Origin of the sequence: Spirosoma flavum (assembly GCF_042686045.1) — a bacterium.
Classification (GTDB): domain Bacteria; phylum Bacteroidota; class Bacteroidia; order Cytophagales; family Spirosomataceae; genus Spirosoma; species Spirosoma flavum.
On the sequence record NZ_JBHUOM010000023.1, the window covers coordinates 347,823 to 369,943 of the forward strand.

The 22,121-nt window shown below is 47.0% G+C and carries 17 protein-coding genes; 5 read left to right on the forward strand and 12 right to left on the reverse strand.

Annotation, left to right across the window (positions count from 1 at the left end; genetic code table 11):
* Nucleotides 1–140: 140 nt before the first annotated feature.
* Entirely contained in the window at nucleotides 141–3,242 is a 3,102-nt protein-coding gene (locus ACFS25_RS22175; protein WP_381505362.1) for an AsmA family protein, read from the forward strand.
* Nucleotides 3,243–3,273: 31 nt separating this feature from the next.
* Here the strand turns inward: ACFS25_RS22175 and ACFS25_RS22180 are convergent, their stop codons facing one another.
* The 3 genes from ACFS25_RS22180 to ACFS25_RS22190 form a co-directional block, all read right to left on the reverse strand.
* Complete coding sequence (locus tag ACFS25_RS22180; protein WP_381505364.1) at nucleotides 3,274–4,446, reverse strand: M28 family metallopeptidase; 1,173 nt, start codon at nucleotides 4,444–4,446, stop codon at nucleotides 3,274–3,276.
* Nucleotides 4,447–4,645: 199 nt separating this feature from the next.
* Nucleotides 4,646–6,835: a glutamine synthetase III family protein gene (locus tag ACFS25_RS22185; protein WP_381505365.1), complete on the reverse strand. Its 2,190-nt coding sequence runs from the start codon at nucleotides 6,833–6,835 to the stop codon at nucleotides 4,646–4,648.
* Between the two features lie 130 nt (nucleotides 6,836–6,965).
* Nucleotides 6,966–8,000 carry a glutamine synthetase beta-grasp domain-containing protein gene (locus ACFS25_RS22190; protein WP_381505368.1) on the reverse strand — a complete coding sequence of 345 codons (1,035 nt, stop codon included), beginning with the start codon at nucleotides 7,998–8,000 and terminating at the stop codon, nucleotides 6,966–6,968.
* Between the two features lie 422 nt (nucleotides 8,001–8,422).
* Here ACFS25_RS22190 and ACFS25_RS22195 point away from each other — a divergent pair, with 422 nt between their 5' ends.
* Nucleotides 8,423–9,397 (forward strand): gluconolaconase, encoded by a 975-nt coding sequence (locus ACFS25_RS22195; protein ID WP_381505370.1) that lies wholly within the window; start codon nucleotides 8,423–8,425, stop codon nucleotides 9,395–9,397.
* Nucleotides 9,398–9,502: 105 nt separating this feature from the next.
* Here ACFS25_RS22195 and ACFS25_RS22200 read toward each other — a convergent pair whose 3' ends face one another.
* The 3 genes from ACFS25_RS22200 to aroQ form a co-directional block, all read right to left on the reverse strand.
* Entirely contained in the window at nucleotides 9,503–10,078 is a 576-nt protein-coding gene (locus tag ACFS25_RS22200) for a MarC family protein (protein WP_381505372.1), read from the reverse strand.
* A 92-nt stretch (nucleotides 10,079–10,170) separates the two neighbouring features.
* Nucleotides 10,171–11,181: an aminotransferase class V-fold PLP-dependent enzyme gene (locus tag ACFS25_RS22205; RefSeq protein WP_381505374.1), complete on the reverse strand. Its 1,011-nt coding sequence runs from the start codon at nucleotides 11,179–11,181 to the stop codon at nucleotides 10,171–10,173.
* Nucleotides 11,178–11,612: a type II 3-dehydroquinate dehydratase gene (gene aroQ / locus ACFS25_RS22210; RefSeq protein ID WP_381505376.1), complete on the reverse strand. Its 435-nt coding sequence runs from the start codon at nucleotides 11,610–11,612 to the stop codon at nucleotides 11,178–11,180. The genes ACFS25_RS22205 and aroQ overlap by 4 nt, the downstream gene beginning before the upstream one ends.
* A gap of 77 nt (nucleotides 11,613–11,689) precedes the next feature.
* Between aroQ and xerD the strand changes: the two genes are divergently transcribed.
* Together xerD and ACFS25_RS22220 are read left to right on the forward strand one after the other, a co-directional pair.
* On the forward strand, nucleotides 11,690–12,595 hold the full coding sequence (gene xerD, locus ACFS25_RS22215) for a site-specific tyrosine recombinase XerD (protein ID WP_381505378.1): 906 nt from the start codon (nucleotides 11,690–11,692) through the stop codon (nucleotides 12,593–12,595).
* A gap of 200 nt (nucleotides 12,596–12,795) precedes the next feature.
* Complete coding sequence (locus ACFS25_RS22220) at nucleotides 12,796–13,821, forward strand: Gfo/Idh/MocA family protein (RefSeq protein ID WP_381505380.1); 1,026 nt, start codon at nucleotides 12,796–12,798, stop codon at nucleotides 13,819–13,821.
* 60 nt (nucleotides 13,822–13,881) lie between these two features.
* Here ACFS25_RS22220 and ACFS25_RS22225 read toward each other — a convergent pair whose 3' ends face one another.
* Together ACFS25_RS22225 and ACFS25_RS22230 are read right to left on the reverse strand one after the other, a co-directional pair.
* Nucleotides 13,882–15,207, reverse strand: coding sequence for an ABC1 kinase family protein (locus ACFS25_RS22225; protein WP_381505382.1), 1,326 nt, complete (start codon nucleotides 15,205–15,207; stop codon nucleotides 13,882–13,884).
* Between the two features lie 62 nt (nucleotides 15,208–15,269).
* Nucleotides 15,270–15,938: a TetR/AcrR family transcriptional regulator gene (locus tag ACFS25_RS22230; protein WP_381505384.1), complete on the reverse strand. Its 669-nt coding sequence runs from the start codon at nucleotides 15,936–15,938 to the stop codon at nucleotides 15,270–15,272.
* Nucleotides 15,939–16,065: 127 nt separating this feature from the next.
* Between ACFS25_RS22230 and ACFS25_RS22235 the strand changes: the two genes are divergently transcribed.
* On the forward strand, nucleotides 16,066–16,614 hold the full coding sequence (locus ACFS25_RS22235) for a hypothetical protein (protein ID WP_381505386.1): 549 nt from the start codon (nucleotides 16,066–16,068) through the stop codon (nucleotides 16,612–16,614).
* 192 nt (nucleotides 16,615–16,806) lie between these two features.
* Here the strand turns inward: ACFS25_RS22235 and ACFS25_RS22240 are convergent, their stop codons facing one another.
* The 4 genes from ACFS25_RS22240 to ACFS25_RS22255 all read right to left on the reverse strand — a co-directional run bounded on the left by ACFS25_RS22240 (nucleotide 16,807) and on the right by ACFS25_RS22255 (nucleotide 21,767).
* Nucleotides 16,807–18,936, reverse strand: a complete 2,130-nt coding sequence (locus ACFS25_RS22240) for a ComEC/Rec2 family competence protein (RefSeq protein WP_381505388.1) — start codon at nucleotides 18,934–18,936, stop codon at nucleotides 16,807–16,809.
* Nucleotides 18,933–19,385, reverse strand: coding sequence for a GNAT family N-acetyltransferase (locus tag ACFS25_RS22245; RefSeq protein ID WP_381505390.1), 453 nt, complete (start codon nucleotides 19,383–19,385; stop codon nucleotides 18,933–18,935). Before ACFS25_RS22245 ends, ACFS25_RS22240 begins: the two co-directional genes overlap by 4 nt.
* 71 nt (nucleotides 19,386–19,456) lie before the next feature.
* Nucleotides 19,457–20,821, reverse strand: coding sequence for a M43 family zinc metalloprotease (locus tag ACFS25_RS22250; RefSeq protein WP_381505392.1), 1,365 nt, complete (start codon nucleotides 20,819–20,821; stop codon nucleotides 19,457–19,459).
* On the reverse strand, nucleotides 20,802–21,767 hold the full coding sequence (locus tag ACFS25_RS22255) for a PhoH family protein (protein WP_381505394.1): 966 nt from the start codon (nucleotides 21,765–21,767) through the stop codon (nucleotides 20,802–20,804). The genes ACFS25_RS22250 and ACFS25_RS22255 overlap by 20 nt, the downstream gene beginning before the upstream one ends.
* Nucleotides 21,768–22,121 lie beyond the last annotated feature (354 nt).

A 22,121-nucleotide genomic window follows, 5' to 3' on the forward strand; every position in this document is an offset into this window, starting at 1 on the left:
ACTCCTTCGTCTGCAATAGGTTAATCCGTTCCCGATTACGTTCTCTTAGTCACCTCTATTTAAAAAGAGACTAGTTATTGGTGTCCTGCACTACCTTTATTGTCCGGCATTCGTTGGCAACACATCCCATTCCACTACTAATGAAATTTGTTCCGAAATCCGTACCAACGGTGCTTAAACGAGTTAGTCTCGGCTTAGGCAGTGCAATCTTGCTAATCGGCCTGTTACCTTACTTATTCCCAGGTTTTTTTACCGAAAAGATTAACGGCTGGACAGCTAGCCATCTTAAAGGGAAATTGACTTTTTCGCACGCGACCCTGTCATTTTTCTCGCACTTCCCCAATCTAACGTTAACTCTCTACAACATTTCGCTCAATGGTTCAGCGCCATTTCAGCACGATACATTGCTGGCAGCCCGCGAAATCGGATTGGGTGTCGATCTATCCAGCCTATTCAACCAGCGTATTATCATTGACAACTTATTCATGACCGATGGCATAATCAATGTTCAGGTAGACAAACAAGGGCGAGCCAATTATAACGTATATGCAGCTTCGTCTGATTCGTCACCTACTCCTAGCAGCGACAGTGCTACTGCCCTAACCATCGAAAAAATACAAATTGAGCGCACCAATATAGTTTACAATGACCAGTCAATTCCAATGTTGATTCGGGCAAAAGGGGTATTCTACGAGGGAAAAGGAGATTTGAGCAAAGCGATTTTTGATTTATACACGCACACCCACATTGATTTTGTCGATCTGTATTACGACCATCAGCCCTACGTATTGGGAAAGCGCATTGATGCCGATCTGATCACGCAGATAAATACGAATTCACTGGCCCTGGGATTTGCCAGAAACGACCTGAAAATCAATAAGCTGCCGGTTCAGTTTAATGGAAAATTTGTTTTCTTACGCAACGGGTATAGTATGGATTTCAATGCTAAATGCGTTGAAACCGATCTTCAAAATATTATTACGGCCTTGCCGCCTGAGCTTTTGCGGTGGTCGGCTAAAACCGACATACAGGGCTTCGGGGCGTTTACGGCCTCGTTGAAAGGGCAATATATCGCGGCTACGAATACCAAGCCTGATTTACAACTTAACGTCAAGCTGCGAAATGGCTTTGTGGCCTACGAAAAAGCACCCTCGCCGGTAAAGAATTTATGGCTCGATTTAGCCGTAAAAATCCCTCAATTAAACCCTGAAGAACTGGATCTGACGTTGGATTCGCTCTATTTTACGATTGATAATGGCTTCTTGGCTTCACGGTTGCGGTTGAAGGGGCTTAGTAAACCAACCATTCATACCGTCATCGACAGTGATATTGACCTGGAGAAGTGGGATAAAGCCTTTGGCCTTCCATCCTTTGATGTGAAAGGACTATATAAATTACACTTGCAGGCCGACGGCACATTTGCGACTGCGCTTAAACGCACCAGCCTACGCAAAATAGAACGGGTAATTACCAGCATTCCGAGCTTTACCATGACATCCTCACTGTCAAATGGTTACTTCAAATATGCATCTCTACCCCAACCGATTCGTGATATAAACTTCACCCTTGGTGCCGCCTGTCCCGACCACAATTACCGGCACGCTCATGTAGCGCTGGAAAACCTACGGGCTAAAGCACTGAAAAATGTGGTCAGTGGATTCATCAAAATCAACAACACCAACGGCTTATCAATTGATGCGAATGTGCAGGCTCTCGTTCACTTAGCCGAAATCAACTCGTTTTATCCCCTCGATAGTCTGAAGCTAACCGGCGACATGATCGTTCAGGCACAAGCAAAGGGTCAGTACAAACCCGCTGAACGTCAGTTTCCCGTTACCAATGCTACCTTCCAACTTAGGGATGGCTCCATTCAAACCAAATACTACGCACACCCGGTGGAGCGTATTCAGGTCCGCGCCAGTGTGCACAGCCGAACACCGTCATTGCGTACACTACATGTTGCCCTAACTCCAGTTTCATTCTGGTTTGAGGGACAACCATTTCATTTACAGGCTACTCTGCGCAATTTCGATAACCTGACTTACGCCATCACATCGCGGGGCATCGTCGATATAGGAAAACTATATGGCGTGGTGGCCCAACCGGGATATGATGTAAAAGGTACGATCAAAACGGATTTATCACTGCGGGGCAATCAACAAGACGCGATGGCCGGTCAGTATGATCGGCTTTCTACTAAAGGGACGATGCTGGTTCGGGAGCTAACGCTTTCCTCTGACCTGTTTCCCTTGCCTTTTCAGATCAAAACCGGCCTGTTTCGCTTCGCACAGGATAAGGTGTGGTTTGACCAGTTTAGAGCTACATACGGCACTTCTACGGTAGATATGAATGGCTATCTTACCAATCTGGTTGATTATCTTACTAAGCGTCAGGCACCGCTTCGAGGCAGTTTTATGCTGACAAGCAAGGCTATTGATGTAGATGAATTTATGGCTTTTGCCCCTAAATCACCGACGGCGGCTACCAAAAAGATACAGCCATCGGGCGTAATAATTGTTCCGGACAATCTATCCGTTGACGTCAAGGTGGCTGTCCAAAAGGTGAATTATACTGGTTTAGTACTTCAAAATGCCAAAGGCCAAATGGTGGTTGATAGTGGTCGGATCAAGCTCCAGCAAACCGGCTTCACATTAATTGGTACGCCCGTTATGATGGATGCTACCTATCAGAGTCTATCGCCCAAACAGGCTGCGTTCAATTACCATATCAAAGCCAGCGATTTTGATATTCAACGGGCCTACCACGAAATTTCTTTGTTCCGTGATTTGGCTACGTCAGCGGCCAATGCCGAGGGGTTAATTTCAGTAGACTACCAATTGCAGGGAAATCTGGATGCGTCGATGCAACCCATTTATCCGTCGCTCACAGGGGGTGGTGTGTTATCCGTTCGGAAAGTAAAAATGAATGGCTTTCGCCTGTTTGGCGCGGTAAGTACTAAAACCGGACATAATATTAGTAATCCAGACTTAGCCGATATTACGATCAAGTCTACAATTGCCCACAATACGATCATAATTGAGCGGACCAAAATGCGCGTTGCTGGCTTCCGCCCCCGGCTGGAAGGAAAGGTAGGGCTGGACGGTCGGCTGAATTTAACATTCAGACTTGGCCTTCCACCATTAGGTATCCTGGGAATCCCTATGACCATCACGGGTACGCAAACGAAGCCAAAAGTACGTGTAGGTAAAGGTACTGACCACGATGAAACAGCTCAACAATAGGACTACCCTTTTTGCTAAATACCATTAGAGTTTATGCGTTACTAGCTGTAATCCATTGCATTACAACCACTTCAGCGAGATCAATGGCCGCATCGATAGGTGCCAGATCTATATGATCAAGCGTATCGTTAGGCTGGTGGATACGCGGCATCTGGCCATCAGTGTCTAGGGCGCACAAAGCCAGAACAGGTATTTTATTCCGCACGAACCAGATGCTGTCAAAATCGGCGGTGTGCCATTGCCCAACCTGCGCACGATCTCTAAAGTCATCGGTTGCAAGTAGCTGACGCGCCAATCGGGTCGGTTCGTTTTGGTAGTGTATCGTTTCGAGCGTACCCGTCTTCTCTACAACCGTCAGTTTTCCCGCCCCAAGCGTATCGAAATTAATGGCCATCATTTGAGCCCGGTTCCATTTTCGTTTATGTGCTTCGACATAGTAATAGGCTCCAACCATCCCGACTTCGGCGGCACTGGTCAAAACAACCTCTATATCCAGATTAGGAAGGTTAGTTTGCCGGAGTCGGTCAGCGGTAGCCAGAACAGCCGCCACACCCGTTGCGTTATCGTTTGCTCCATTAGCGTAGCCTTTGAGCCAGTAGCCAGCCGTGACGATAATCGCTTGCCCGACAAAATAGACCATCAATGTGTAACGTAGATAGATGATATACGGTAGGCCAGCGCCGGCAACTTCAGCTAGAGCCGCCACCCCGGCCAGTAGCGTCAGGCTTAGCGAGATAATGAGCGACGATCTGAAATTAGCCTGTTGTTTCGGCCCGTAAAGCCACGAGATGGGAGCAGTGTCGTAATGGGCCATCAGAATCACTTTTTGTCTACTTTCCACGGCCCCACTAGCGGGCCAATGCCCGATAATGTTATACGCCGTATGTTGAGCGGGGAACTTGACAATGAACGAGTACCGCCAATTGAAATACAACCAGGTCAACCACACAAAATACCAGACCAGGCCAATGGCTACACCCGTGACCGGCAATAAAGCTAGCCCGATTAACAATCCTCCAGTTAGCCAATAAATAATTGTGGCATACGTTTTGGGCGTTTGAAAAGGCTCCTTACGCACGCTTGCACCCATTGTTGACAAGTACGTTTGCAACAGTCGGACGGCTTCAGTTTCGTTTGGGGTTGCCGTTCCCCGATGGGGTATTTTAGTGAGTTCGCGGAGAATAGTTTGAATCGAAATGGGCATTTAAAAGAAATTAAGCTGGGGTTATACGATAGCGCAGATCGACAAGGCAACAAAAAATAGTTCGATTTTAACGACCTGCGCTAAGGCTAAAATTCGGTCGAAGTCATTCTGTTTAGATCGCTAAAACATTTTATTCATCAACACACCAGGTGGTTAGGCAGGCCATAAGATATGGCTTACTTAACCACCTGGTGTGTATTTATTTTACAAACAATAGCTCTCTATATTTCACCAACGGCCAGTCTTCGTCATCCACGATTTCTTCGAGTTTATCCACTTCATAGCGAATTATGTCGAAGTGATCTTTTACTTCTGTTGCATAAAGTTTTGCCCGCTCGGCGGTGTCAGTCACGTTATTGGCCTTTTTACGCGATGCAATCATAGCCTCTACCCCCTTTTTGATAACGATCACGCGGGTCGAAATTTCGCGTAGTATATCCTTGATGGGTTCGGCTTCAGCGTCCATACCTAATCCGGCTAAGTTACGAGCTGTCTCGGCCAGATTATTCTGGTATTTCAGCGCGGTTGACACGACATGGTTCATGGCCAGATCGCCCATTACCCGCGACTCGATCTGCACATTTTTGATGTACTTTTCGAGTTCAATCTCGTATCGTGACTCTACCTCAGCATGATTCATAACCCCTGTTCGCTCAAACAGGGCCAGTGATTCGGGTTTCACAAAAATACCTAATGCCTCGGGCGACGATTTAATGTTCGACAAGCCCCGTTTTGCGGCTTCTTCCACCCATTCATCGGAGTACCCGTTTCCCTCAAACAGGATCCGCTTCGAGTTTGTATAGTATTCTTTTAAGATATCGACAATGGCCAATTCTTTCTTTTCTCCTTTGGCAAGTCGCGCGTCGAGATCAGTTTTGAACCTGTTTAGCTGATCGGCCACAATAGCATTCAACACGGTCATTGTTGAGGCCGAGTTAGCCGCGCTGCCTACCGCCCGAAACTCAAATTTATTCCCGGTGAAAGCAAACGGTGAGGTACGGTTACGGTCGGTATTGTCGCGCATCAGACTTGGAATGCGATTCAGACCAAGCTTATAATATACGTTATCGCCCTTGTTGACAGTCACTTCTGATTTTGTCTCTAAGTCGTTGAGGGCTTGCGTAAGCGACTCACCCAAAAATATGGAGACAATGGCGGGGGGAGCTTCGTTAGCGCCAAGCCGATGTTCGTTTCCGGCTGATGCAATGCTGGCACGAAGCAAATCGGCGTTGTCGTGAACTGCTTTTACTACGTTCACCAGAAAGGTCAGGAAGCGTAAACTTTCTTTAGGTTTCGTACTGGGAGCCAATAGATTAACACCCGTATTAGTCCCCATTGACCAGTTGTTATGTTTGCCGCTGCCATTAACCCCGGCAAAGGGTTTCTCGTGAAAAAGCACTTTTAAGTTATGCTTCTCCGATATTTTTTCCATCAAATCCATCAGCAGGGCATTGTGATCGACGGCCAGATTGACCTCTTCAAAGGTGGGTGCTACCTCAAACTGACCCGGTGCTACTTCATTATGGCGCGTCCGGACAGGCATTCCAAGCTTCATCGACTCAAATTCAAAATCGACCATGAACGCATTGACGCGGGGCGGAATTGACCCGAAATAATGATCTTCCAATTGTTGTCCACGGGCGGGCGCGTGCCCAAAAACCGTACGGCCCGCCAGCACCAAATCAGGTCGGGCGTAGAACAAAGCCCGGTCAACGACAAAGTATTCCTGCTCCGGCCCGAGTGTCGGCGTCACTTTCGTAATGTTCCGATCAAAGTACTGACAAACGGCGGTAGCGGCTTTATCTACGGCATTGAGGGCTTTCAACAATGGCGTTTTATAGTCCAGAGCCTCCCCCGTGTAGGAAATAAAGACCGACGGAATGCAGAGTGTTTTACCACCTGCCCCATTGTCCATCAGAAAGGCGGGCGACGATGGGTCCCAGCCAGTATACCCACGCGCTTCAAAGGTGTTGCGAAGCCCACCGTTTGGAAACGACGACGCGTCAGGTTCCTGTTGAACCAGCGCACTCCCTTTAAATTTCTCAACAGCTTTACCATCTACTGTGATGTCGAAAAAAGCATCGTGTTTTTCGGCTGTTTCACCCGTTAACGGCTGAAACCAGTGTGTGTAGTGGGTGGCCCCTTTAGAAGTAGCCCACGATTTCATGGCACTGGCTACTTCGTCGGCAATGGTCCGGTCAATCTGGCCGTTGGTGCTGATAGCCTCCGTCACTTTCAGATAAGCTTCGGGCGAGAGCAGCGTCCGCATGACCTCATTATTAAACGTATTACTCCCAAAAAAATCACCAACGCGCTCGGTGGGCGCAACTACCGGCACCGCATGACGACTTTGCGCAATTTCAAGGGCTTTAAAACGAAAATTAGACATTATAAGGTTTAGGCGTTTTTAGGTTTAAAATTTAACCAAACTTACACGCCTTCGGCACGGATTACAATGGGTAGCATAAAAAAGCCCGGTCACTCACGTAACCGGGCTTCACCAGGGTATTTATTCAGGCTTATGCTTCTTCCAGCACGTCAGCCGATTTAACAGTTTTGATGATTACAGCTGCTACTTTATAGGGATCAGCCGCTGAGTTTGGCCGACGATCTTCGAGCCAGCCTTTCCAGCCGCGTTCTACCGTGGCGATGGGGATACGGATTGAAGCACCCCGGTCAGAAATACCGTAGGAGAACTGATCGATAGACTGGGTTTCGTGTTTACCCGTCAGGCGCAGTTCGTTATCGGCACCATACACCGCGATATGTTCCTTGATAATGGCTGCAGGCGCGAACGACTTGCAAATTTTATCATATACTTCCTTGCTACCCGATGTACGAAGCGCCGTATTCGAGAAATTGGCGTGCATACCCGAACCATTCCAATCAGTGTCGCCCAGAGGCTTACAATGCCAGTTGATAGCTACGTCATATGTTTCACCAATGCGCTCAAGAAGATAACGAGCGATCCAAATCTGGTCGCCAGCATCTTTTGCACCTTTGGCAAAAATCTGGAATTCCCACTGGCCCGTGGCTACTTCGGCGTTGATACCTTCTACGTTCAGACCAGCATCAAGGCACACATCAAGATGTTCTTCTACGATGTTCCGGCCATAGGCGTTCTGTGCACCTACTGAGCAATAGTAAGGTCCTTGTGGGCGTGTTGGAAAACCTTCAGCCGGGAAGCCAAGAGGTTTATCCGTTTCCATATCCCATAGGAAATACTCCTGTTCAAAACCAAACCAGAAATCATTATCGTCGTCTTCGATCGTAGCGCGGCCATTGGTAATGTGGGGAGTACCATCGGCGTTTAACACTTCGCACATAACGAGGAAGGCATTTTTACGCTGTGGATCAGGACAGATGTAAACTGGTTTCAGCAAACAGTCCGATGAACCGCCTTCAGCCTGTTGGGTCGAAGAACCGTCGAAAGACCACATAGCGCAATCTTCGAGTTCACCCGAGAAATCAGCTTCAATCTTAGTCTTGGAACGCAGGCTTTGCGTGGGCTTGTAGCCATCGAGCCAAATGTATTCTAACTTCGCCTTTGTCATGATTACAGTGGAATTGAATTGAATTAGGGTTTTGTTACGATACTTTCAGCAAATATAGTACGGCTTTACAATAAAATATAAATGCTAATAGGCCTTTTAACCGTATTTCTTATTGGTTTTACGGAAATATTATAATTATAATTCGTTTGGTACTGTAAAACACAATATTTACTGGGAATTTTTATGACATTATAATTTAAACCGGCAAGCCCGGAATATTAACATATAGACCATATACAGCCTTGAGAATCTGCTTGTTTTAGTAAAATTCATGTGTTGTTAGCCCGATAGCCTTTTCACAGAAGTTGATGTCGGGCAACAAGGCAGTTAAGAATCCATTAAAAAAGCACTGAACAAAGTTAGGTTACAGACGATTAGTAAAAAGCGTCCTATTCGGCGTGTGTTCACTCAACATAATCAGTATGAAAACAGATTACACACTCAGTATTTTTCTGGTAGCTATTGGTATAGGATTGGTAGCTTGCGAAGACCATAGACTCAGTCCAAATGCTTCCTTTCCCGAACGAGTTAATTTTGTGGCTCAACGCCAGTATCCGGAGGGAATTGCCTACTCGGCCCAACTCGATAGATTCCTTGTTTCCTCAATTACTCAGGGTAAAATTGGTGCCGTCGATATCAACGGCAATTATACCGATTTGATAACGCCACCCGAACTGATTAGCAGTATGGGAATCAAGGTGGCCGACGGACATATATTTGTCTGCAACAGCGATCAGGGTGTTTCCATCAAAAGCACACCACAAACGGCCACCAAAACCGCCGAACTGTTGGTATTTAACCTCAATAGTCTTCTGCTTGAGCGTCGGGTAGACCTTGACGATTTGTATGCAAGTCCCCGTCATTTGGCTAATGACTTAGCCCTACAACCCGACGGAACTGTCTATGTAACCGACTCATTTGCGCCCGTCATTTATAAGGTAACATCGACTGGGCAGGGTAGCGTTCTGGTCAGCAATCCCTTATTTTCGAGTGCTACGTTTGGCCTGAATGGAATTGTTTATCATCCCAATGGCTACCTGATCGTGGCCCAAACCGGGGCCGGGAAGTTGTACAAAATTGACTTGAATAATAATAACGCCATTTCAGAAGTGGGTGAACTGCCTACTTTACCCGGCGACGGGCTGACTTTACTTAATCAGGATTTGTACGTGGTAACGGGTAGCGGCAGTCGAGTCGCTCAAGTGCGTAGTACGGATGACTGGAAAACCGCATCGATTGTAAAGACGGATGAAGTTGGTTACAATCAGGCTACTACGAATGTAGCCGTAAATGGAAGTATTTATACGCTCAATGCGCGAATTGGAGAGATTAGTGCCGCAATGGGCAATACTGCCTTGCTACAATCCAAAGATTATAGCATACAAAAATTTAAGTAAACAGAGGTGGGCGTATGTCCGTGGCACCCAGATCATAAGACCAGTCTTAGTTAACCCCAAAGCCCGGATGGTTGTCCTTCAGGGGCTTTGGGTTAAAGTTGTCTTCTAGAAGTCAGCGATTAGATTGGTTTTGAACAGCTTAATAGCAATTGCCAATAAAATAATCCCGAATATCTTGCGCAACACTTCCAGCCCGCCCGACCCTAACCGCGTTTCGAGCCATCCCGACGATTTTAGAACGGCATAGATCAAAATCAGGTTGAGGATGATACCAACGACTATATTAATCGTCTGGTATTCTGCCCGAAGTGAGATAAGCGTTGTCAGTGTACCAGCTCCGGCAATGAGTGGAAAAGCAATGGGTACAATGTGCGTGGCCCCACCTGTACTTACCTCCGACTTAAAGATGGTTCGTCCCAGAATCATTTCCAGACCGATCAGAAAAATGATCAGCGCACCCGCCACGGCAAACGAAGCGACATCAACCCCGAATAATTTTAGAATCCGCTCGCCTACAAACAGAAAGGATATCATCAAAACGCCCGATGCGAAGGTAGCCTGCCCGGACTCGATTTTACCAGCTTTCTTGCGAAGATCTATAATTACCGGCAATGACCCGACAACGTCGATAACCGAAAAAAGGATGAGTGTAACGGAAACAATTTCTTTGAAGCTGAACATGAGTAGTGGTACAAACAGGCTGTCTGAGTAGTAATAAAAGACTGAACAGCCTGTCTGGTGGCCGTAGCCAACCTGTTCATGACTGATACAATTCAGTATGACCGAAGAAATTGCTTTAAGGTTCCAATTTCCTCGTCGGTAATAGCTGGAAAGTTAGCGATTCGGAACGTCGTATTTTTCCAATCGCCATACCCATTGCCAAGCATAATGTCCATTTTCTGAGCTGCCTTTTTAATAGCACTGACCTCCGTTTCAGACCCTTGCACCGCAATTACTGTATCGGACCGGAGAGCCAGATCGTTGATAAGCACCGTAAAGGGTGATGCTTTCATTTCCTGTTCAAAAAACGTATACCACTCAATCGCCCGTTTCTTTGTTCTACCGCTGATGTCAGCAATAGGCGTCACCTGCTGCAACACCCGCATGAGCAGATAAATACCCAGCCCATTTGGCGTATACGGCGTCTGAAATTTTGAGAAATTCTCGTGAATAAACAGAATACTGTTATAATGAGCAGTCTCGCCAATTTCTTCCGCCCGTTTGAGGGCGGCTGGCGAATAAACCAGTACGGCCAATCCAGCCGGAAGACCGAAACATTTCTGAACCGAAGCAAACCAGACATCGGCCAGCGACCAGTCGAGCGTTATCCCGGCCATAGAGGAAACAGCATCTACGGCAATCAGGGCCGAGAAATCCCGCCGAAATTGTGCCAGCGTTTCCATATTGACCTGCGTACCGTTGGAGGTTTCATTTTGAACGATACACAACACATCTGCCTCGTTCAGACTAACAGGCGGTTTGATTCGATAGGCATACTCCGCCCATTTTTTACCGAAAGCGCCACTGTACGGATGTAAGCTGGATTCAGCCGTAAGCGACTGGGCTACAATCTCCCAGCATTCGGTTGCCGATGAAACAAAAGCGATGTGGTAGTCAGACGGAATATCAAGTTTTTCGTGAAGCAGCCGTACGGTTTCTTTCACAATATCCATAAAGCCCGCGCTACGGTGATTTAGGCTTACAATACCCTGACGCACAGCCTCGACCGCGTAATCGGCTACCTGCGGGTATACTTTAGACGGACCTGGATAAAAGGTTATCATGATACAACTTTATAATTCAGCAGATACCGCACGGCCATTTCGTAGCCCGTCAGACCCAAACCAATAATAATACCTTTACATTTAGCCGACAGATAACTGTGGTGCCGGAACGACTCACGAGCATGTACGTTAGAAATGTGCACCTCCACAGCCGGGGCTGTTATGGCTGAGAGTGCATCGGCAATGGCGATGGAGGTATGCGTATAAGCACCCGCATTTATTACGATGCCATCCACGTCAAAGCCCAACTCGTGAATTTTATCAATCAATTCACCTTCATGATTCGATTGAAAATAGCGAAGTTGCACGTCAGGGAACATTTCTTCGATAGTTTTCAAATAATCGACGAACGAGCGATTGCCATATATAGTTGGTTCGCGCTTGCCCAGCAGGTTCAGGTTCGGACCGTTAATGATGAGAATTTGTTTCATTGTGTAGAGCCGCTTTTTTCAGTTGGCTATAAACTGTTTACTTGTTATTTGGCCAACCGAGACGGTCGGCACTACGTATGTGGCAAAGTTATATAAACGCTTTTAAGAACTACCTCAAACTGGAACGGTCATTGGCCGAAAATTCGGTGGAAGCCTATCTACACGATGCCGAAAAACTTCACGAATATATCCTGCTGACAAACCCCGACCGAACGCCTATGCAGGTGACGGAAAAGGAGTTAATAAATTTCCTGATGTATTTGGGCGAGTTGGGTTTATCAGCGCATAGTCAGGCCAGGATGCTATCGGGAATAAAGTCATTTTTTAAGTATTTGTTGCTTGAAAACCTACTTCAGCACGATCCAACCCAGTTGCTTGAAGCCCCGAAACTAGGCCGAAAGCTGCCCGATACGCTCAGTTTTCCCGAAATCGAAGACATGCTGGCGGCAATTGACCTATCGACACCCGGCGGTACCCGTGATCGTGCCATGCTCGAAATTCTGTATAGTTCGGGACTTCGCGTGTCCGAATTGCTTAACCTTCGCCTGACCAATTGCTATTTTGATGCGGGTTTTGTGCGGGTGATTGGCAAAGGGGACAAGGTTCGGCTGGTGCCGATTGGGGAAGATGCCATGCACTACACACTCATCTACGTCGAACACGTTCGTGGCAAACTGGATGTACAGAAGGGCGACGAGGACACTATTTTCCTTAATCTACGCGGCAGACAGCTTTCGCGTATTTCGGTCTTCACGACTATTAAGAAGCTGGCGTCGGAGGCAGGTATCAAAAAAACAATCAGCCCGCACACTTTCCGACATTCGTTTGCTACGCATCTTATCGAGGGCGGTGCCGACCTAAGGGCCGTGCAGCAAATGCTTGGTCATGAGTCAATTACAACAACCGAAATCTATACTCACCTTGACCGCGATTATTTACAACAGACTCTGCGTGAGTTTCATCCGAGAAGCAAAAAGTTCTAGTACTGGTAACGCAAACCTAGGTTCGCTCCTACTCTACTCAATGAAATCTGCAACCAAATATTGAGATTTGTAGACCAGTCAGCTTCACGTGCATCTCAAACAAATCAAGGTTGTTGAAAATCTTCCTTGCCTATAATTGTGTACCGTCTGGTCAGTGAGTAAGTTGGCTGACAAATAGATTTACTGCCTAATCAACAACTATGACCTTACTCAGAGCAGCAATTATTGGTGGGGGCCACATTGCCGATAGCAATCATATTCCGGCACTTAAACAGTTATCCGATCGGGTGGTTATCGTAGCTGTTTGTAGTCGCGATCTCGAAAAAGCCCGCGCCCTGGCCGATAAGCACGGCATTGCCGACGCCTTTGACAATACCCATGAAATGTATCGTCAATGCACTCCTGATCTGGTTATTATCTGTACACCCAACAATCTGCACTACCCGCAGACAATGGAAGCACTGGAACATAATTGCCACGTTTTCTGCGAAAAGCCACCGGCAATATCTGCCCAAAACGCCCGCGACATGGCTAATCTGGCAGCTCAGAAAGGATTGACATTAGCCTATAATTTTCAACTTCGGCAGTCGAGCGAATGGGCCTTATTGACGCGTTGCCAAGCCGATGGCCTATTGGGAGATATTTACCACATCAAAGCTCATTTTCTCCGTCGGCGGGGTATTCCGGGTTGGGGTTATTTTACGAATAAAGAAATGCAGGGCGGTGGTGCATTGATGGACCTCGGCGTTCACGTACTCGATTTAGCCTTGTGTGCATTGGGTTACCCTACTCCTGATCAAGTTCTTGGTAACACGTACGATTTCATTGGAAAGACCGGAGGCAAAGGGCTTTTAGGTGATTGGAACCCGCAGACATTCGAGGTCGAAGATGCCGCTATGGCTTATATTACCTTTCCAAATAGAGCGTCGATTATGTTATCAGCGTCGTTTGCGCTGAATACGCAAGCCGATAAAGACCGGAATCTGGAAATCTTTGGTAGCAAAGGTGGTGTAAAGCTTTTTCCGTTTACGCTACATACCGAATTAGCAGGCGAACTGGCTGACATTCAGTTTCCTTATCTGGAAGAAACTGACATACAATTAAAAAATACGACGGCTTTTCTGGATGCCTGCCAAGGGAAACCATCGAACGTTTGTACTGCCGAACAGGGTGCAATTTTACAGGAAATCGTTGAGCGAATTTACAAATCGGCAGAGAGGCTGTAAACAGGAATGCCACAACTATAAAGCTGTGGCATTCCTGTAAATCAACATAAATGTGCGCTTTTAGACCAGAACTTTCGTTGAGCGCAACCACTCAGGCTTGGTCGTTACAACGCGGGCTTTGAGTTCATTCAGCATAGCGTAAAGCCCGTAATATGTTCGGTTTACGTACAACCCATCCTGCGACCCACGGGCGACTTTCGAGTTTTTCAATTCCTGTACATTCGCTAATCCTTCGGCAAACGCATACACCTTGTTGAAGTACCTGTCGTCGCCAAAATCAAACGTATCAACGGCAAAGGGTTCAGCCAGCATCAGCGTCATTTCTTTGAATAAATCAGAAAAAAACACTCGATCTTTCGGTGAATCTTCCGGGGTTAGAAACTCCAGATTATTAAAAATTTCTTCAGTCAGAACAGGGTCCTCAAGCGTGTCGGGATTGACAAGCCGGAAGTAATTATCATAATAAAAATCGGGGATGACTTTCACACAACCAAAGTCAATGACACCCATCGAACCATCGGGACGCATCAGAAAATTGCCGGGATGCGGGTCGGCGTGAACTTGGCGGAGCGTGTGAATCTGAAAATCATAAAAGTCCCATAGCGCCTGCCCAATCTGATTACGAACATCCTGTGACGGGTTCGTCTTCATGAACTCCTTCAAATGCATACCGTCGAGCCAGTCCATTGTCAGGATACGTTTTGACGATAATTCAGGGTAATATTTTGGAAATACTACGTCTGGAATGTGGGCACAAGCTTCCGAAATTTCAATAGATCGTTTCAGTTCCAGTTCGTAGTCTGTCTCTTCCAGAAGTTTAGATTCAACTTCGCCCATGTAGCGGTCAATATCGCGCTCGTTGAGGTTCAGTAATCGAACGGCCAGTGGTTTGGCAATTCTCAAATCTGAACTAACAGCATCGGCCACACCCGGATACTGCACTTTCACCGCTAATTTCTTTCCATCTTTCCAAGCCTGATGCACTTGACCAATACTGGCAGCATTTACAGCTTCGATGGTGAATTTATCAAACAGTTGCGAGGGTGATTTCCCAAAGTATGTTATAAATGTTTTGACAACCAGCGGCCCCGATAAGGGCGGTGCTGAATATTGAGCCATCGCAAACTTATCCGAGTAAGCCACCGGCAGCAAGCCCCGGTCCATGCTTAACATCTGCGCCATTTTCAACGCTGATCCCTTTAGCTCACTTAGGGCCTCATAAATATCGGCGGCATTATCTTTATGTAGTTCGTCTTTCGACAAACTGGGGTCAATCAGCTTCTTACTATAATGCTTAATATAGTTACCGCCAACCTTTACTCCAGCCTTCATAAACTGACTGGCACGCGCAACTTTACTTGTCGGAACGGATGTTTGAATTTTCATACAGCGAAAGAATGAACGAGCGAAAACGTGGGTATCAAAAGAATCTGCTTTCGCTCGTTCGCCTACTTATTCTGGTACATAAACTTAGCGAAGTCGAACAGGGTATCTAAAGGCGAACGGCCAATTAGATCGAAGGCGGTGTTAACTGATTTCTCAATGGCAGAGTCGGTTTTTTCGAAATTCTTACTCACATCGCGCACCCAGAAATCAAGTAGATAAAGTGTTTGGCCCCAAAGTGCGTTCGGGTAACGGTCTGTTATAAACGGGCGCGGTTCAACTTCTTTGCTTTCCCGGCCTTCGGCCAGCAAATCGCGGGAATAGTCGAAAAATGCGTCTTTAAACACAGATAAAACGGGCGTTTTTGAGACCATACCCCGCGCTCCTAGTCCCGCAGTCTGACGCTGGGCTGACGGACCAAATCGGCCATAGCTATATACCACAAAACTACGCTGGGCTTTGAGCAACTCGATCCATGTATAGTAGAAAGCGAGTAACTTCTCCCGAACAGAATATCCCTGATACGTTTCATCGGCTTCGACGGTCGCTTTTGCTTCATTGAAAAACGCCAGCCAAATGTCGGCTTCAATAGCATCGAAAGACGCGTAATGAGGATAAAATTCAGCTTCGGCAATTTTCAGTTTTTTGGCAAACTGAAAAACAGAGGTGGGTTGCTTCCCATTTTCGAGCACGTACTCCGTGTACGCCTTGCGGATTTTTTCGAGTATTTCCATACAAATAAAGAACGGCTGGTGTAGCGAAAAAGTTTAAGGCTTTTGGCCCTCTGAAAGCCCAATAACTTCCCGTATTTTTGCCATGTTTTTACACTAACTATTTCTAAACTAATTTGTAATAGCTATCATGAACAAGACAAATATGTGGTTGTATTGCCTAAGCCTGATTGCAGGCCTATCCATCAGTAGCCATAGCTTTGGTCAGTATGGTGGAATGGGCGGTGGCATGGGTGGAGGAATGGGCGGTCGCCGAATGGGTGGAGGGATGAATCAGGGAATGCCTAGCAGCCCTCCAAGAGCCTCTATACCGAATATTGCCGGAGATATGGCTCAGAAGGAAACCAAATGGCTGAAAGAAAACCTGGCCTTAACGAAAGATCAGGCGAAATCGGTAAAACAGCTCAACAATGAGTATGCCAGCCAGCAACAGGATGCGGTTAAAGACATTATTGGTACAGGTGGTGGCCGTCCTTCGCCTGAAACGATAAAGCAGGTTCGGGAGGTAATGTTGATGTTTAACGAAGAAAAAGAAGAGAAACTCCACCCCATTCTTACGCCGGAGCAATGGACGCTGTATCAATCCAAGAAAGGTGATATGCAGAAGGAGATTGGCGGCTGGCGTCCACCTGCCCCGAAAAAAGATTCGCTAGCTAATAAGGGAGTCAATCAACCCTAACCTAAGGTCTGTTATCAAGTAATGATACAGTCAATGACGGCAAAAGTCCCTTATTGAGTATATAGATGATAAAAGGACTATGTTGATAACGCGTAAACGAGGGCGGTAGGAATCGGAAAATGTTTTGATTCAGGCCACCCTCCTTTAGTGGATTTTATCCCGTCGAACCACAACGATGCAACTGGCTAGAAATCACTCTAGTTCAGCCACATACGCGCCCATCTGCCGAACGGAGAAACAGGTAATACCACTGACCTTAGCCTCGGCTAATAGCTTGTCTGTCAGTGGTGTTTTGTTGGAATCGTCAAAGATGATGTGACGGGCTACCACCCGGCCATTGAGTTGATTCCACTCGCGTAAGGCATTACGCCGGATGATGAGGTAGTCCACCACCGCGGGTAAACGCCAGGGATTTGGCCCGTTCAGTTTGTTAACCAACAACAGCGTTTTGCCCTGCCAAACCCACAAAGCATAATCGCGGGTTTGGTGATGGACCGAAGTAGGTTGAAGCGAATCGGCTGATTCGACGTTTCGGTTTGCATTCGTAATGGCTAAATCCGAAACGCCCCATTGCCCAAAAGTATTTTTGAGGTAAAAATCGAAAGAGCGCGTATCGTTTGAATCGAGATCAGTTATTAACAGACTGTGATATCCATTCGTCAGGCTAACCGCGGTTCGGTGTGGCAAAAAATGTACAGCCAGCCGTTGCTGGTGAGCTTGTTGGTAATCGCTCCAAATGGTCACTCCTGCTAATAGTATGGCCGAAGTACACGTTGCCCATAGGTATGTCCGGTTACGTGTCAGCAACAGCGCAGCACCACAAAAAATAACGGCATACGTCAGCATCATGGCCGCTTGCGAGAGCCACAATCCATCCCAGGCAGCCCCTGGCAACTGACCCGTTTGGGTAACCGCGTAGTTGAGCAACCAGGCCGTTTTTTGCAGCAGCCAGCCCAAGCCATCATTTACGTAGGGAATCCAACTAAAAGCCAGCGTTGCCATCGCCAGAGGTAACAATAGTTCCGACATACCAATAACTATTGGGTTTGCCAGCAGAAAATACGTTGGAAACTGATGGAAATAGAATACGCCCAATGGAAACGTAATCAGTTGAGCGACAAGAGCAACGGCAGTAAGTTTCCAAAGCCAGTTGGCCCACTTGTAGCGAAAGGTAACGGACTGGTAGAGTGCTGATTGCCACATACCAATACCTACCACCGCCAAATATGACAACTGAAAGCCCGCCGAAAACAAGGCGTAGGGATCAAAACAGAGAATAAAAAAGGCCGACGCTCCTAATGTATTAGCCAGTTGCTGTTGACGACCTGACGCAGTGGCTATTATGAGAATTGAAAACATAGCCGCCGACCGAAGCACCGGAGGTGAAAAACCCGTAATGAGGGCATAGAACCACAAAATCGTCAATTTCAGCACGGCTATCATGATTTCACCTCGTGGCCGCTTGGGCAGAAGACCCAGCAGAAGCGTCATTACGGTGAACAGGATACCGACGTGAAGCCCCGACACCGACAGAATATGCACGGCTCCGGCGGCTGAATACGCCCGGTATAATTCGGTATCCAGATCGTCGCGAACGCCCAGAATCATGGCGTTTACAAGACCATATTCGGCACGGGTACCAACTTGATGAGTAAAAACGCTATCGGCCCAACGATTGACAATAGTGGCTAGATTGGTAATGCGGCTGGGTGGATCAATGGCAAGAACCGTTCGTCCGAAGGTTCGCAGGTATTGCTGATGATAAATATTCCGGTAACTAAGGTAGCGTTTGTAGTCAAATTCGCCGGGGTTTAAAGGTGGATCGATGGGCCGGGGCGGACCAGCGACCAGCCATACTTCACCATAGTGAGGTACCGGACTACCCGCCTTATCTAAGTAAACAATGACCCGACCACTAAGCGGTTGCCATTCATCGGCATCACGACTTCTCCACTTTCCCCGACGAATGTTCAGTTCAACACGAAAGGTTTTGGCACGTTCTTCGGGTTGAGTAGCTACTACGCCTTCGTAGGCTCGAAGTGTATCGGTTAAGTGAGCAATATTATCGGGCTGATTAATGGCGGTGCGCTGATAGGTAGTAGCCCAACCGAGAGCCAGTAGAATCAATAAACCACCAATGCCTGGGGCAGCGTGGATAGACTTGACAACTTTACCTGTATTCCGGGCAAAGCCCCAAATGAGTAACCCCCCTCCCACCAGCAACGCAGCCAGTGGGATTATCAGACAATCAGGCAATTGAACATATAAAAGAACTCCTGCAATGAGGGCGGCTGCATAGCGCACAAATGGGTTGCCTTTCATTCTTTAGGGTAAGCAGACCCCGGCAGTACCATTTTGTTATGCTGAATACCAGCTTCCTCGAACATAGGACCGACCGGTATGAACCCAAAACCAGTATAAAGTGGCATAGCGGTTACCTGCGCATGAAGATAGACTCGCTCGATGGGTTCGGGTTGCTGACTAAACACATCAGCGAGAACCGCTTTCACTAATGCCTTGCCGACACCCTGCCCACGAAAAGAGGCCAGAACGGCAAACCGCTCTAACTTAATCCCATTCGAAGTGCGTCGCCAGCGGGCTGTACCGCATGGTGTTTCATCGGCACGAGCTAGAAAATGAGTGCTGCTATCCTCAAATTCATCATATTCTTCTTCAGCCGAAACGTGCTGCTCCTCCACGAATACCCGTCGACGAATAGCAAAAGCCGACTCAAGGTCGGCAGGGTTCAAAATAGGTAAAACGTTAACCATATATCTTGAGTAGTGCGAGTGTCAACCCGCCTGTATAATTAGACTAGAAAGTGGAGTACCACCCGCATTACTTAGTGCACCAGCAAGCGCTTACTGGTAATTTCGCTGCCGGTCTTGACCCGAACAATATAAACACCCGTTGCCAACCCATTTACGGATAAGGTAACTCTGGTACTGGGTGAGTCTGTATATGTATCCGTTCGTAACTGACGCCCGGTTGCGTCGAACAGATCAACACTAAACGTTTGAAAACCCTTTAACTGCACATCAAGGGATGGACTTGTTGTCGTTGGATTTGGATATACATTAATTGTCAACACATCGGTTTCAGCTAAGGGAGAGGAGACTGATTTAAGCAGTTGCACCCGACGCGGGCTTAATGTCATCACCAGGCGCATTCGGGCAACCTGTCCGGCTGTAAAGAGATTCATGCACGCATCGGGCCAATAATTCATGTAATCTTCAACAAGATCGCGCGTTTGTTTACCGCTGATACAGGTTGAGTACGTCTGTTTACAGGTCGTTAACTGCGAGACATCAGACCTATCTTCCGTAAGGGGAGTATCGGCAACATAATCCTCATTACAGCCATTTCCATCGCCCCAGGTATGAATTAGCCCCAACCAATGGCCAATTTCGTGCGTGGCTGTTCGTCCTAACGCATACAAAGACGAGCTATTGACTGTACCGATTTTATTACCAAAATAACGATAGTCAATAATTGACCCATCGGTGAACTCATTCGTCGAACCAGGTAGCCCTTTCAGGGTATCTGCCGCCGTCGGAAACTGTGTATAGCCAATGTAGCTATCAATTTTCGTTACCCAGATGTTCAAATACCGATTGCTGGGCCAGTACGCAATTTGTGAGAGCAGCACATCGTCGTTGAAAACATTGAAGGACGATTTCGGTGCATAATAGTGTCGCGTAATACCAGTCGTAAAGTTTCCGTCTGGGTCGGTAGTCGCCAGAAAAAACTCAATACGGGCATCGGCACCTATAGCGCTGGTATTGTATCCATTCGTACCTTCTTTACGCCGGTAATCTTCGTTCAGAACCTGAATTTGTGAGAGAATCTGCTCGTTAGAAATATTACCATTATTCGTCCCGCCAATGGCTTCTGATGCGTTGCTATGTACTACATGAACCACAACCGGAATGCGATAAACAGTCTCGTCTGCCGCCTGTCGCAGCGCCTTACCACTTGTTTCGGCCTGCTTAATCAGGCGGTTCAACTCAGTAAGTTGTTGCAATCGGGCGGGGTTACGCTGTTGTAGAATCCGCTCGTGCTCAACCACCCCGCATCGGTTAAGCAGCTCCTCGCCAGTAGTCTGCGCCCAAGACACGGACGTTAGTAAACAGAAAAACGAACCGGCCAGCCAACGCCAGCCGGTTCGTTTACACTTTGTCAGACTATTATTTACCGGCTTCATCATATGCCGAAATAATTTCGCGAACGAGCCGGTGACGAACCACATCACTGCCATCAAGCTCAACAAATGCAATACCTTTGATGTTTTTCAAAATCTCAACAGATTCTACCAAACCAGATTTTTGCCGATTGGGTAAATCAATTTGCGAACGGTCGCCGGTAATAATCGCCTTAGAGGTTGGCCCCATCCGCGTCAGAAACATTTTCATCTGCATAGAGGTCGTATTCTGCGCTTCATCGAGCAAAATAAAGGCGTTGTTCAGCGTTCGACCACGCATATAGGCCAGTGGTGCAATTTCGATGATTCGATTTTCGGTGTAAAACTTCAGTTTTTCAGCCGGAATCATATCATCAAGTGCATCGTAAATAGGGCGCAGATAGGGGTCAATTTTTTCCTTTAAATCTCCCGGCAGAAAACCCAGATTCTCACCCGCTTCAACAGCCGGACGCGTAATAATGATCTTCTTGACCTCTTTGTTTTTCAATGCCCGCACCGCAACCGCAACCGCTGTGTAGGTTTTTCCAGTACCTGCCGGCCCAATCGCAAACACTAAATCGTACTTCTCAGCGGCTTCGACCAGACGTTTCTGATTTTCGGTCCTCGCCCGGACGACTATGCCCCGCGTACCATATACCAGTACCTCATCATCATTGGGCGGTACTGGCGGAACAGTTCCGTTGCCATTTATCAAGTGGCCGCTATGATTTATATAATTCTGGACATTTTCCTGGGTAATTTTCCCATATTTCTGGTAATGATCCATCAGCGAGTCCAGAATATCACTGATGCGGCTAATTTCGGGCGTTGTGCCCTTAATACGAATCTCGTTGCCACGCGAGATAATTTTGCTCATTGGAAACGCAGCTGCCACCTCTTTAATAGTGTGGTTCTCTACGCCCAGAAAGTCGATGAGCGATACATTGTCGAGGGTAATGACTTTTTCGACCAAACGATGAATAACGTTAAAGTGTGATTCCGAAAAGTAAGCGATTTCTTTGCTTCTACAACGCGTTTCGACGAAAATTTATTCACTCGGAGCGGTTTCTTATTTACTGCTAAATTTTTTCATAAAACAAGTATTTTATATGAGATAATCTCTATCTTGCTGACGTACAGGTCTCTACTTCACTTCAGTATTATGTACGCAGGCTCCTCCCCAAACCGTTGCTCAAATAATAGAATTTTTTTTCGGCGTGATAGCATCAACATTACCAGAATGTTACGTACATTTTGGGTCCACCAAGGCCTATACGTTGAATCAGTCAAATTGCCTTATGCGAGCTTGATTTCGTAAACTTGCAGT